At 38.4% G+C, this 14,075-nt stretch carries 11 protein-coding genes; 2 read left to right on the top strand and 9 right to left on the bottom strand.

The window, feature by feature from the left end:
- Positions 1-72 precede the first annotated feature (72 nt).
- From APS80_RS01395 to APS80_RS01365, 7 genes are all read right to left on the bottom strand, one after another.
- Positions 73-1,581, bottom strand: coding sequence for a bifunctional metallophosphatase/5'-nucleotidase (locus APS80_RS01395; RefSeq protein WP_059106495.1), 1,509 nt, complete (start codon positions 1,579-1,581; stop codon positions 73-75).
- A 159-nt stretch (positions 1,582-1,740) separates the two neighbouring features.
- The gene (locus APS80_RS01390; protein WP_059106494.1) at positions 1,741-3,099 is read right to left on the bottom strand and encodes a TrkH family potassium uptake protein; all 1,359 of its coding nucleotides are present in this window, start codon (positions 3,097-3,099) and stop codon (positions 1,741-1,743) included.
- Positions 3,100-3,117: 18 nt separating this feature from the next.
- Positions 3,118-5,166 carry a S1C family serine protease gene (locus APS80_RS10960; RefSeq protein ID WP_420853815.1) on the bottom strand — a complete coding sequence of 683 codons (2,049 nt, stop codon included), beginning with the start codon at positions 5,164-5,166 and terminating at the stop codon, positions 3,118-3,120.
- A 247-nt stretch (positions 5,167-5,413) separates the two neighbouring features.
- Positions 5,414-6,211, bottom strand: a complete 798-nt coding sequence (locus tag APS80_RS01380; RefSeq protein ID WP_059106492.1) for a TerC family protein — start codon at positions 6,209-6,211, stop codon at positions 5,414-5,416.
- Positions 6,212-6,509: 298 nt separating this feature from the next.
- Positions 6,510-8,072 carry a peptide chain release factor 3 gene (locus APS80_RS01375; protein ID WP_059106491.1) on the bottom strand — a complete coding sequence of 521 codons (1,563 nt, stop codon included), beginning with the start codon at positions 8,070-8,072 and terminating at the stop codon, positions 6,510-6,512.
- Positions 8,069-8,323 carry a YueH family protein gene (locus tag APS80_RS01370; protein WP_059106490.1) on the bottom strand — a complete coding sequence of 85 codons (255 nt, stop codon included), beginning with the start codon at positions 8,321-8,323 and terminating at the stop codon, positions 8,069-8,071. Before APS80_RS01370 ends, APS80_RS01375 begins: the two co-directional genes overlap by 4 nt.
- Positions 8,313-9,797 (bottom strand): UDP-N-acetylmuramoyl-L-alanyl-D-glutamate--L-lysine ligase, encoded by a 1,485-nt coding sequence (locus APS80_RS01365; RefSeq protein WP_059106489.1) that lies wholly within the window; start codon positions 9,795-9,797, stop codon positions 8,313-8,315. The genes APS80_RS01370 and APS80_RS01365 overlap by 11 nt, the downstream gene beginning before the upstream one ends.
- 451 nt (positions 9,798-10,248) lie before the next feature.
- On the opposite strand from APS80_RS01365, the gene APS80_RS01360 reads away from it, so the two are divergent.
- Positions 10,249-11,427 (top strand): diglucosyl diacylglycerol synthase, encoded by a 1,179-nt coding sequence (locus tag APS80_RS01360; protein ID WP_059106488.1) that lies wholly within the window; start codon positions 10,249-10,251, stop codon positions 11,425-11,427.
- Positions 11,402-12,592, top strand: a complete 1,191-nt coding sequence (ltaA, locus tag APS80_RS01355) for a lipoteichoic acid biosynthesis MFS flippase LtaA (RefSeq protein ID WP_059106487.1) — start codon at positions 11,402-11,404, stop codon at positions 12,590-12,592. Before APS80_RS01360 ends, ltaA begins: the two co-directional genes overlap by 26 nt.
- 116 nt (positions 12,593-12,708) lie before the next feature.
- Here ltaA and APS80_RS01350 read toward each other — a convergent pair whose 3' ends face one another.
- A complete protein-coding gene (locus APS80_RS01350; protein ID WP_059106486.1) occupies positions 12,709-13,218 on the bottom strand; it encodes a YjcG family protein in 510 nt (169 codons plus the stop codon).
- 100 nt (positions 13,219-13,318) lie between these two features.
- A complete protein-coding gene (locus tag APS80_RS01345) occupies positions 13,319-14,062 on the bottom strand; it encodes an esterase family protein (protein ID WP_059106485.1) in 744 nt (247 codons plus the stop codon).
- Positions 14,063-14,075: the final 13 nt, after the last annotated feature.

Below are 14,075 nucleotides of genomic sequence, written 5' to 3'. Positions count from 1 at the left end.
TTCACGGATAAAAATGTCGTACTCATGCCAACCAGTAAAAAAAAGACAGCTTAGGCTGTCTTTTTTCATGTATTAATGATGTACGGTAAAGTTGTTTTTGAGCTGCGGTGTATAGTCTGATTGTCGAAGTTGATCAGCGATTAATTCACCGAGTGTCGTATCTGATATATGGTGGATATAGGCATCATGTAACATATGTTTAAAGCTACGATAACAGTAATCTGTCATCGTCACACGATAATTATGATCTAACTGAATGCCTTCTAGCGTCACACGTTGATATGGTGGTGCACTCATATCTATGTGGTACTCGAACCCTTGCCAGAACGTACACAACGTTTCATCCACAATCGTTAAACTGAGTCTTCCCTCATTAAATGCGAGGTGCGCATAGCTGTATTCAAGTATATTCTTAATGTCTTGTCCTTTAATCGTAATATCTACTGGATAATCAGGATGTGGGCACGCGTCATAAATGTCATTATTTGTGACCATCCCTTGTAAACCATGCTCCCCATTTTTAGGCATATGGACACAGCTTATCGTATTCATATAAACGGTTTGTATACTGTCTTGTAACAGTTGGGTGAACGGATGAGGTGCTGTTACGACGTCTTCTAACCCTTCAATGTGCATGTCCACTGGCTTCGCTGCAACACATTCTTCGCTCCAATACTCAACCGCTTTTCGATCATAATGCGTTGTTTTCAATAACATGTCATCTTCTTCATATTCATTTAAATCTATGACTTGGGGCGTCACTTGCTCAAGCTCGTATGACGTCGTATGTTTGATAAAACTTAACTCGATATGGACCAATTGTTCAGCATTCTGACCTGCTTGTACATAGACTGTTTTGTCATCATTACCAATATATGTTTGTCGTTGATGCCCGGTAATTAATAAATCAATGACCCCTACACTTTTGATGAGTTTTTCAGCCTCATTTGCGTTGAGTGCACGATCGACGTGCGACTGACTTAAACGATCTAATCCCCCATGGTATATCGCAATGAGGAAATCAGGTGCTTCATTTTCATAAATATAAAGAATCCAACGTTTGGCAGATGTGAGCATCTTTTCAATACGCACTTCAGGTTCGAGTTCAAAGTATTCACGATCCATTAAACCTTCAGATGTAAGACCTATAATCGCAACTTTTACCCCGTTGAAAATTTTTGTCGTAAATGGTGTAGAAAAATAAGGCTCTCTCGTCTGCGCATATTCGATATTAGCAGATAGCCAAGGAAATCTTGATAATGCCACGGCTTTTGAAAAGAATGACAAGCCAAATTTAAATTCTTTTGGACTAATGCCACTCGCATCGTACTGCATCGCATTCATCAATTTAATTAACGGATGTCGTTTATAGGGTGCAACCACTGCATAATAAAAAGCAGCAATTGATCCTGCGAGCGTTCCGCCACTATCAAGTAATAACACATTATCATTTTTTTGACGTACTTCTTTGACATAGGTTCCTGCACGATAAATATTGGAACCATGAGGCCCATTTAAAAACTGACTATGCATGTCAGACGTTGCTATGACATCAATTTTTATCGTTTCTTTTTTAGCCATCTCCGCACCTCCGCTTTATTTTAGTGTATCACGAGTGATGCAATTTTATAACTCACATTCTTTTGTAATTTACAAATAAAACCCTCATTGCACATTTTTACTGAACAATGAGGGTCTATGATTTCAATGATTGAAATGAATCACTTTATTTTAAATGAATTAACCGATTTGAATACGTTCTTTTGGATAGTGATATTTATCTGGTTCACGTCGACCGCCAATCATAATGATGAAGCAGATTAAACCAACACGACCGATAAACATTAAAATCATGAGTACCACTTTCGATACTTCGGTTAAATCGCCTGTCACACCTAGTGAAAGACCACACGTACCGAATGCGGACATGACTTCAAAGAAAATTTGAATCAATGACATCTGTTCGCCTTCAGAGACGAGCATGACGATCACACTACCGAATGTAAGAATCGTAGCCATGATAAACACAGCAAATGAACGTTGCACATCTGAAATATGAATTTCACGGTTAAATGCTTTGATCGATGAACGTTCATTGGTGTTGTTAAAATTGAGTAGGAACAAAATCAAGATAGCAAATGTAGTTGTTCGAATCCCACCACCTACTGAACTTGGTGAAGAACCGATGAACATGAGTAAACTCATGAGCATATTGGTTCCATCAGTAAACTGATTCACATCGATCGTTTGTAATCCCGCACTTCTTGTTGTAGCTGATTGGAACAGGGCATAGAATAATTTTTTATGCCAACTCATCCCTTCGAAAACATGATTGTTTTCTAAAATTAAAATAACAATGATACCAAAAATAAATAGACCAAAATAAGTTACTGTCGTAATTTTAGTGAACAGAGAAAATCTAAAATTTGTCACTCTATTTTTAATATAAGCTTTTGTTTCTAACAGTACAGGAAAACCAATCGAACCAAGAATAATTAAGAACATGACAATCGTCTGTACGAAGTAATCATTCGCATAAGGGATGAGTGATTTACCAGTGATGTCTAATCCCCCATTCGTCGTTGCCGAAACAGACACGAAGATACCTTGCATCACGGCATATTTCAAATCTGGATTATCTTTATAAAAGTAAAATGCGAGCAACATCGCACCAACAAGTTCAATAAAGAGAATCGTACGGACGATATCGAGGATCAGTTTCACGGTTCCGCTCATACTATTTTTATTATTGTCTAACATGATTAATTGACGTTCTCTAATACCGATACGTTTACCTAAAACCACCCAGAGAAGCGTACCAATCGCCATGACACCTATACCACCGATATTTAAAATCACCATGATGATGATTTGGCCAAACATGGTATACGTATCTGCAATATTCACCGGCGATAATCCAGTGACACTGACACCTGAAACGGCGAGAAATAAGGAATCTAGTGGGTCTACATCCACCCCAGGTTTATGTACATATGGTAAGTTGAGCAATAAGAACGCCACGATGATTGCAAATAAGTAATACATCACAATCCCTTGTTGAGGACTAGATTTCCTTAATAACTGATTGAGAATGGACAATACGAATTCACCTCAACACTATTTCAGATTTAGTTTCATATTTTTAAGTTTGCCATCTCGATAGACTTTCATATCTAATGTATTTAAATCTTCTCTATGTTGGTTAATCACTTGTTTATATCTTAGTGTGTCTTCAATATCTTTCCCATCTAATTCTACTATGACATCATTTTTTTGCAAGTGAGATTTAGAAGCAGGAGAATCTGATTTCACTTCTCCGACAACGACCCCACCATTTACATCATCTGGAATGTTCATACTAGATTTCACGCTATCATCTAAATCTGCGACGTTCGCTATTTTAACGCCTGTTTCTGGATATGTCACTTTTCCTTTAGATTCTAACTCTTTCGCAATATCCATCACGTCATTGATCGGTAAGGCAAAAGCGATGCCTTCTACATTATCCATATCAATTTTTAGGGAAGCAATACCTACGAGTTTGCCTTTGTTATCAATCACTGCACCACCTGAATTACCAGGGTTCACAGGGGCATCCATTTGAATCGCATGAATGAGTTCATCGTCTTGTCCATCTTTGTCGACGTCAACCGGTACGTGGCGATCTAAACCTGAAACAATACCTTCGCTGACACTACCTTTAAAATCAACACCTAATGGATTGCCGACCACGATAATCGGTTCACCTAAGACGAGTGCTTTTGAATCACCGATAGGCATTTTCTTCACATTATTATCTGATTTGAGTTTCACTTTAACGACTGCGACATCAGAATTTTTGTCTTTTCCGATGACTTCACCAATAGCTGTATCTTTTTCGTCATAAGTGATTTTTTGTTTCTTATGCGAGCCGACAACATGTTCATTGGTAAGAATATAGGCGATATTACCGGATTTTTTATAAATGACACCAGAACCAAGTTCGTCATCCTCTTTGGTGTCTTGTGTTTCTTTTTCTGCAGAAGATTGATCGTCAGATATATTGTTTTCTACTGTCACGACTGAATCTACGGCATTATTAGCATTTTTCATCGTTTCAGTATATTCTTTGTCTCCATCATCACTGAAAATATTCGGCTTATCGTTATTGTGGTTCACATTATTAAAGATTAAGAAGATTAACAGACACAATAAGATGACACCTAACGCAATGACGAGTTTAAACCAATGTTTTTTAAAGAAAGCCTTCACGCGTTCTAAAATGTCAGTCATATCAAATTCGGACTGGCGCTCCTCATTTTTATCGGTTTTTTGATTACCGAATAATGGCGTACGCGGATTTTGTGTTTTTGCGCTCTGTGCTTTCTCACCTGCTGCAGTATCCTTGTTGTTATGAATACTGCTATACGGCGTGCGCTGTTGATCTGAAGGTGTGTCCAACTGTGCATCTTCATCCGCACGAGTTTGAGTTAACGCATCATCGGTCGGTTCAGTCGCTCGTTCATCAACATTCAATGTGCTGCGTCGTTTATTATTCGCAATTGCTGCACCGATCGCATCGTCTTCATCCCGATGCTCAAACGTTTGTTGATTAGCGTCTTCACGCACATCTACTGTATCTTCGTTTGAACGGTGTGGTGTATCTTCGTGTTCGACAGGACGTTCAATCTCCTCATTTTCTACTTCTTCATCTTCTGAGGTTGAAAATGAATGGGTCTCTTCTGGTGTCGCTTCTACAGAATCTTCAGCCTCTTGATCTAGCGTTGATTCCGCTTCTCGTTCTTGGTCCGTTGATTGGTACGCTGTCTCAACAGTGTCTCCTTCTGAACCAGTAAGTGTATCTTCTATATCATCGGTATCATTAACACTTGAATATGGGACACGTTTTTGGTCTGATGGCGTATCTGTTTCATTTATGTAATCCGTTTGATCATCACGAGATGCATGATCATCTTGCGTTAATTTTTCAATACGTGCTTTTTCTTCATTTTCAGCTAAACGTGCTCTATTCTTCTCAGCTAATTGACGCTCACGTTCAGCTGAAGCTTCTTTTTCACGCTGATTTGCTTTAATGCGTTGTTCACGCTCTTCATTATGGAAGAATTCACGTCTCTTACGGCGATATTGTGATCTAGGTATCACATGTTTCTTATCTCTATCCACCAAAAATCCTCCTTACCTCGTTCTGCATTGACCACTATGTATCACACGATACACTTCTGACACATAAAGATGTGGTCACATTATTAATGAAATTTGTTCTATCCCTATATTATGCCATAGACGCACGAACTTTGCTTAATTAAATCATTATCTAAACGGATAAAAAATAAACTCGTCATAAGTAGATTCAAACGTTACTTCATTGATATGAAGCAACGCTTAAAAACCAACCTATAACGAGTTTGATTGATTAGCTATTTTGTTTTTTGTTGTGGCGTAGTGATGTTAACCATCCAATGAGCACAAGTAAAATCATGACAGACCAGAAGATTGTTTGCCATAGTGCACTGTGTGGGAAGTCGTGTGGTAGGATACCAATGTCTTCATGTGCTAGGACAAGCACGACCAGTTTCACACCTACCCATCCTACGATTGCGAAGGCTGCACCTTCTAAACCAGGATATTTGTTGAGTAGGTCCACGAACCAGTTCGCTGCAAAACGCATTAAGATGACACCAATCATACCACCTAAGAACATGACGATAAATTGACCTAAGTCCATGCCACCAAATTGAATGCCTACGGTTGGCAATGTCATTGCGATGGCCATCGCTGCGAGCATAGAGTCTATCGCAAAGGCGATATCTGCAAATTCAACTTTAAATACGGTTGCCCAGAATTTACCTGCACTGACAGGAATTTCTTGTCCGCTGTCATCAAAGTGGTGATCGTCGCCCACTTCATGCGGATGTTCATCTTTATTTTTAAAGAAATTATATAAGTTTTTACCTGACATATAAAGTAAGTATACGGCACCTAAGGCTTGAATAAACCAGAAATTAACAATAATACTAATTAAGAACAATGCGATGAAACGAAATACGAAAGCACCAAGCAAGCCGTAAAACAGTGCTTTTTTACGTTGTTTAGGTGGTAAATGTCTCACCATGACTGCCATAACGACCGCGTTATCAGCAGCTAACAGCCCTTCGAGGAACACTAAGACGAAGAGCACCCATAAGTAGGGCAGGATTAAACTCACATCCATGTTGCACAACTCCTTTTAAATTAATACAAAAATAGAGACCTGTGCTATAGAATGTTTAACGACATTGGATTCAACTTGTATTGGATCACAATGACAGTCACGTGTTCTATAGCAAAGGTCTCACTTAGTAAAACGAGTTTACTCTCAATACCGGAAGTGCAGACTTCGTAATGACGATAATGAGATTCTGTCCTAATCAAATGTGGATGATCAATCAATTGAACAGATAAGTTACTCCCCTCTGACTATGTTAGTCACAGGTATTTTATTTTGATTGTATTATACACAATCTCAATCCTTATAACAAACTATATAGCTTGATTTCAGGGAATTTATCTTCAAACCAGCGTGTAGCAAATTCATTTTCAAACAAGAATAATAAATGATCGTAACGGTCTTTAACAAGTATAGAGCGTGACGTATTCATCTTATCTTGAATATCTTCCTCATTTTCAACCCAGCGTGCAATTTTTTGACCCACGGGTTCCATCACGATATCTACGTTATATTCGTTCTTCATGCGATGTTCAAATACTTCAAATTGAAGTTGCCCCACTGCACCTAAGATAATTTGGTTCGTGTGAAGGGTTTTATAGTACTGAATTGCACCTTCTTGTACGAGTTGTTCAATCCCTTTGTGGAAATGTTTTTGTTTCATGACATTTTTAGCTGAAACTTTCATAAAGATTTCCGGTGTGAATTGTGGCAGATCTTGGAAGCTGAATTTTTGATTACCGTTCACGAGCGTATCGCCGATTTGATAGTTCCCTGTATCGTATAGTCCGACGATATCACCGGCAACGGCCCGGTTCACTGTTTCTTTATCATCTGCCATAAACGAGGTTGAGCGTGTGATTTTTTGTTTTTTCTTCGTGCGTTGAAGCTGGACATCCATACCGCGTTCAAATTCCCCACTCACGACACGCATGAATGCAATACGGTCACGGTGTTTAGGATCCATGTTCGCTTGAATTTTAAAGATAAAACCAGAGAAATCTGGACTGAACGGGCTGACTTCAACATCTTCATTTGTCTGACGAGCACTTGGCATCGGTGCATAATCCACATAAACATTTAAGAAGTTTTCTACACCGAAATTAGCCAATGCAGAACCGAAGAATACAGGTGTGAGTTCCCCATTGAGTAAAGCATCGTTATCGAATTTCTCACCCGCTTCATCTACAAGCATCAATTCTTCAATCGCTTGTTCAAACGCACTATCTTGTTTGATTTCATGATCTTCTTCTAATTCAAAATCGTCATTTAAATGAAGGATATTTTCTTCATCTCTAAAAGGTTCAATTGTTTTAGAAGCGCGATCGATAATACCGAAGAAACTTTGCCCCATACCGATCGGCCAGTTCATCGGATAAGTATCGATATTAAGCGTTTCTTCAATTTCATTTAATAATTCAAATGGTTCTTTACCGACACGGTCTAATTTGTTGATGAAAGTAAAGATTGGAATGCCACGCATTTTACATACTTTGAATAGTTTAAGTGTTTGGGGTTCGATCCCTTTTGCACAGTCGATCACCATCACTGCACTGTCTACAGCCATTAACGTACGATACGTATCTTCGGAGAAATCTTCGTGCCCCGGTGTATCTAAAATATTAATGTGATAGTTGTCATAATCAAACTGCATCACTGAACTCGTCACAGAGATCCCACGTTCTTGTTCTACTTTCATCCAGTCACTTGTTGCGAATTTTCCTGTTTTCTTCCCTTTAACTGTACCTGCTTCACGAATCGCTCCACCGAAGAGTAGTAGCTTTTCAGTTAAAGTGGTTTTCCCCGCATCCGGGTGGGAAATAATCGCAAATGTTTTTCTTGATTCTATTTCATTATTAATACTCATTCATTTGCTCCTTTGTCTTCAAATATCCAATTACTTATATAAGAGGCAAGCAACGTTGCTTGTGGTTCATCCATTTCACTAAATAAATGCAATACAAGTGTTTCTTCTACGTCATTTTGAGATGCATCCTCCGCTAATTCTATAGACCATTCAAAATCAGGTATAGCGATCAGATAAACATGTGCGTCCGGATGATGCATCATGTACGTACGTGCATGATTAAATGCATCAGGTAACGCCCTAATCTTCAACCGGGCCACCACCGTATTTTTGATAAGCCGCTTCTAATCCGATTAAATCATCTCTATGCGGTACTTTAACATGCCCAGGCATGATTTGATAAGGTTCTCTACCTTTTGAAGCTAAGACAACTGTATCTCCTGGTTCAGATACTTCAATTGCATGACGAATCCCTTCAGCACGATCTTCAAATTCTACATATTGATCATGTGTCGCACCTTTCGCTAACTCAGCCGTTAACATTTTTGGATCGTCATTCGCTGGATTATCAGGCGTGAAAATAACGTAGTCTGCCTGACAAGCAACTTGACCCATTTCTTGTGTTTTCGACATATCGCGTTCCCCTGCCATACCGACGAGGAAGATGAGTTTTTGTTTTACAAAAGGTTTCACAGCTTCAATCAGTTTCTTCATGCCGTCCGCAGTATGGGCGTAATCAATGATTAAATCGATCGGTAAGTTTCGATCTAACACTTCTAGACGACCTTCTACAGGTTCAGCTGATTCTACCGCTTTAATGATGGCTTCAAATGAAACGCCTTTACTCCATATTGCAATCATCGCAGCCATTAAATTAGAAATATTAAATTTACCTATGTACGGTGATTGGACATGATACGTGCCTTCAGGTGTGACAAAATCAAATGCGACACCTTGTAAAGACTCATCGATATTTTGTGCTGTAAATTGTGCCTCATGATCGATGCCATACGTTAACACTTCATAGGGTGTGACTGATGCTAAATACTCTGAAAATGGGTCATCATTATTTAACACGACCTCTTTATCCTTACTTAAATCTTCACCCAGTTGACTAAATAACAATGATTTCGCATGACCATACGCTTCCATGCTGCCATGGAAATCGAGATGGTCTTTCGTTAGATTTGAAAAGATAGCTACATCGAACTCAACACCGCGTAAACGACCAAGTGATAAACCATGACTTGAAACTTCTAACGTCATCGCTTCTGCACCTTGCTCAACGGCTTGATTGATTTTCTTCGTCAATGTGACAGTTTCAGGTGTCGTATTCACACCTTTTGATTTCTCTTCATTAATTTGGAAGCCATTCGTACCGAGATAGGCACTTCCTTTATTCATTCTTCTATGAATGTTATGGATCATTGTCGCAATAGATGTTTTCCCGTTCGTTCCAGTTACGCCATAAGTCACGAGCTGTTGACTTGGATAATGGTATAATTCATTTACAAGCAAGCTCGCTACACGTAAAGTATCCGGAACAACAACTTGTGTGATGTCACTGTTTAAATCTTGCGCTTGATTCACGACAACAATCTCACAACCCGCATCTGCGACTTGTTGACAAAATTGATGACTATCCACCGTATAGCCTACAGAAGCAACAAATATGCTACCTGCTTCAGCGGTACGTGAATCCGTTGTAATATCATTAACTTCTTTATCTAATGAACCAATGACTTGTTTGACTTTGATTTTGCTAAATAATTCGTTTGCTTTCAACAGTGAACGCTCCTTTTTCTCAATAGTTCTATTATACACGTTTTTCTAGATGGTTAACATCATTCAACTATGTCATTTTATCTCCATAAATATTTTTGTTTCATTATATTGAAGCTTCCGACTTTGAAAATGAAAAATTGTAGATAGCTTCACTTTATTTTCTACTTATTTATATGTATTTTATTAACTTAAGATGATTTCAATGTTAAAATTTTATTTAATATTTATGAAATGAGGGTAAACTTCATTACAATCCTGTCATTAAGTGTTAAGATAACCTTGAAGTGATAGTTATTTATATACTTTCATTTGCATTTAATATGAAACATATATAACCATATCATAAAACAGTATCATGCGTGAGTTCCGATATTATTGCTTCCACATGCTAATAAAATAAGTTACACTTACGAGGCGTGTAACAAAAATACTGGAGGGTGACTTCATCTCTATGGTTACTCAAAATAAAAAAATACTCATTATTACTGGTTCATTTGGCAATGGCCATTTGCAAGTAACACACAGTATCGTAAATCAATTGAATGAAATGAATATCAGCAATCTATCTGTGATTGAAAACGATTTATTTTTAGAGGCACACCCTATCTTAACGTCTATCTGTAAAAAATGGTACATCAATAGTTTTAAATACTTTAGAAATATGTACAAAAACTTTTACTACAGTCGTCCTGACAAATTAGACAAGTGTTTCTACAAATACTATGGACTCAATAAGTTAATCAATCTGTTATTAAAAGAAAAACCAGACTTGATCTTGCTCACATTCCCTACGCCGGTAATGTCAGTGTTAACAGAACAATTTAACATTAACATCCCGATTGCGACAGTGATGACAGATTATAGATTGCACAAAAACTGGATTACCCCTCAATCTGAAAGATATTATCTCGCTACCAATGACCTTAGAGATGAATTCGTAGCTGCAGGGGTCCCTAGAGAAAAATTAAAAGTGACTGGGATTCCCATTTCAGATAAATTTGAAGAAGATATCGATCGAACTGCTTGGCTCACGCAAAACCAACTCGATCCAAACAAACCTACCATTCTCATGTCAGCCGGTGCATTTGGCGTCTCTAAAGGATTCGATGAAATGATCAACGACATCCTATTACGTAGTCCACATGCACAAGTAGTCATGATATGCGGACGTAATAAAAAACTTAAACGCACACTTTCAACACAATTTAAGGATTATGATAATGTGCTCATCCTTGGTTATACAAACGATATGAACGAATGGATGGCTTCTAGTGAACTGATGATCACAAAACCAGGCGGTATCACAATTTCAGAGGCGCTCACACGTCGTATTCCACTCGTCTTCTTAGATCCTGCACCCGGTCAAGAGTTGGAAAATGCGCACTACTTCGAGGATAAAAACTTTGGGAAAATTGCTCAAAACGCAACTGAAGCAATAGCGATTGTCGGAGATTTGATCAACGATATGGATCACTTAAACCGCATGACACAAAATATGACAGAAGCAAGAATTCAGTATACAACTTATAAACTTTGTAGAGATTTACTCGACTTATTGTATCATTCTGGTGCGAGTGAAAAAGTTTATGGAAAGGTACCTTTATATGCAAAGCTCTTCGTTAAATCATAGATCAAATCGAACTTTTATTATCATGCTCGTCATCTTATTCTTAATGGAATTCGGACGTGGAATGTTTATCTTAAGTTATTTATCTATCTTACCGACTGCAACTTCCATTGCAGTGAGCGTCACATCGGTAGCCATTTCGTTACACTTTATCTCAGATGCTGCGACCAACTTTGTTATCGGGTTCTTACTTAAACGTCTCGGTGCGAAACTCGTTTTAACACTCGGGTTCTTGCTCGCTTTTGTAAGTTTATTCTTAGTCATTTGGATGCCGACGAATCCGATTGTGTTACTCGTTAGCGCCATTGTGCTCGGTATTGCCGTGAGCCCAATATGGGTCATCATGCTCGCAAGTGTGGATGAGGTGAGACGTGGTAAAGAGATGGGCTATGTGTACTTCTCATGGTTGACCGGTCTCCTCTTCGGTATGGTATTAATGAACTTATTATTCAAATTCCATCCGACACGCTTCACATTCTTAATGTCCTTAGTCGTCTTAATGGCATGGATATTATTCTATTTCGTGAAGGTGCGACTCACAAACTATCAAACGAAACCTGTGCGTGAACAGCTGAGTCAAATCGTGAACGTTACCAAACGTCACATGATTCTCTTCCCTGGTATTTTATTACAAGGGGCATCTATTACTGCCCTTGTACCAATCTTACCTACATATGCGACCAAAACAGTTGGTGTCTCCACGGTAGAATATACGATTGCACTCGTCATCGGAGGTATTGGATGTGCGTTTGCGATGTTGTTCTTATCAAAAATGATCGACCACAATGGGAAAGTGTTTATGTACAGCATGATTTTTGGCGGCTTCATTATGTATGCGGTGATGATTTTTGCACTCTCAATTATCACGAATATATATGTCGTATGGGGCTTAGCCATTTTTATCGGTTTAATGTATGGTTTGTTACTACCTGCATGGAACACCTTTATGGCAAGTCATATTGACCCAGCCGAACAAGAAGAAACATGGGGCATTTTCAACAGTATTCAAGGATTCGGTTCAATGCTTGGACCATTAGTCGGCGGACCGCTTTCTGATCTCACAGGAAGTGTCAATAATACGTTTTATTTCTCTGCCCTCGTGTTCGTCTTTCTCGCAATATTCTATGGGGTTTATTTCTTCAAAAATGGTAAACCAAGCACAAAATAAATGTCTCTTGAAAAATATAAATGGTGTGACGTGCTTTAGTTACAAGCACATCACACCATTTTTGTTTGTTACGTCCGTTTGACTGAACAGTGAATCTTGAATGACTTGATGGAAGCTCAACCTAGTTTGTACGTATCAATGACGTCCCATTTGTCTGCTTCTTCATCAAATGATAAGAGTGATAATGTATCCACTGTTTCTTTGATATCGACACCTGCGAGTTTAACTTGTCCGTAAACATCTTCGAATTCTTGGCTTGTTAAACCTTGAACGATTGTAAAATGTGGTACAAAAGGATGTTCTGGTTTACCGTAGAAGTCACCGTTGTTGAACTGGTCAAATAATTGTTCCAACGCTTCTGTTTTTTCTACTTTAAAATAAATCACATTGTTCGTTGGAGCAAAGCTTGACGCTTTTGTGGCATGTATATCTACAGCGGGGATCCCTTCCACTTTAGATTGAATCGTTTCTTTTACTTGATCTAATTCAGAGTCTTGAATCTCAAAACTACTTTTAATTGTCACATGCGGTAAGATTTGAGCATAGTGAGAATCATAACGTTTACGGTAAGCATTCACTTCATCTTGAAATGGTTGAGATGGTAATAATGCTAATCCTAACTTCATTGTAACTCCTCCTTTGTTTAACATATTACTATTATATCAAAATTCAAATAACTTCGTCACTTTTAATCGTATTTATGACGATAACTTTGCATTTCACAATTTATGCGTGTTCATCACTTAGGAAATACAACAATAAATCATCGAGTATCCCCTGCCATGACTTCCATCTATGACCGCCTTCAAACTCCTCATAATGATGGGTAATTTCTGTCGCTGCAATGTGTTCATGTAACGTGCGATTTGGTGTTAGAAAGTCGGCACGTTTTCCAGTTGTAGGTAGAGCAAAGTCACTTTCTTCCTTTCCTACTGCTTGCCATATCGTGAGATTCGATTTGAATTGACAGCGATCAAGCAATTGCGTGAGGACGTCGTCATGTTGAGGACTCAACACACCGACTTGGCTGAATATACGTGGATACGATAACGCAGTCAACAATGCAATACTCCCTGCTAAACTATCTCCGAGTAAAATACGACTATTCGCTAAATGGTAAGTTGGAAATTGTGCTTCGACATAAGGTAACAGTTCTTGCGCCATGGTCTTAACAGTGAGTGGTGCTTTATCTCCCTGAGGATGAAATTCTTCACGTCGTTTATCGACCGATTCATAATGAAAACCCACAAATATCGCATCATCTATCCTTTTCGTTTGCCGCAACTTCTCATATTTTCGATGAATTTGACCAAAGCTGAAAAAATCACGACCATCAAAACAAAAGATGATTTTATATTGACGGAGCGCTGAATAATCTTTCGGTAAATAAATAGATAACGTAATATCCCTGTTTAATATGTCACTGGTAAAATTAACTCGAGTGACCTCTCCTGGTTTAAATGTTGTCACAAAATGCGCCCCC

The organism is Staphylococcus auricularis (genome assembly GCF_001500315.1).
GTDB lineage: Bacteria > Bacillota > Bacilli > Staphylococcales > Staphylococcaceae > Staphylococcus > Staphylococcus auricularis.
This window is presented reverse-complemented; position numbering and strand designations above follow the sequence as displayed.

Bases quoted from the DNA above. Each gene is read 5' to 3' on its own strand.
- APS80_RS01395 (WP_059106495.1), bottom strand. From the start codon at position 1,581: ATGGCTAAAAAAGAAACGATAAAAATTGATGTCATAGCAACGTCTGAC.
- APS80_RS01380 (WP_059106492.1), bottom strand. From the start codon at position 6,211: ATGGATGTGAGTTTAATCCTGCCCTACTTATGGGTGCTCTTCGTCTTA.
- APS80_RS01375 (WP_059106491.1), bottom strand. From the start codon at position 8,072: ATGAGTATTAATAATGAAATAGAATCAAGAAAAACATTTGCGATTATT.
- APS80_RS01360 (WP_059106488.1), top strand. From the start codon at position 10,249: ATGGTTACTCAAAATAAAAAAATACTCATTATTACTGGTTCATTTGGC.
- ltaA (WP_059106487.1), top strand. From the start codon at position 11,402: ATGCAAAGCTCTTCGTTAAATCATAGATCAAATCGAACTTTTATTATC.
- APS80_RS01350 (WP_059106486.1), bottom strand. From the start codon at position 13,218: ATGAAGTTAGGATTAGCATTATTACCATCTCAACCATTTCAAGATGAA.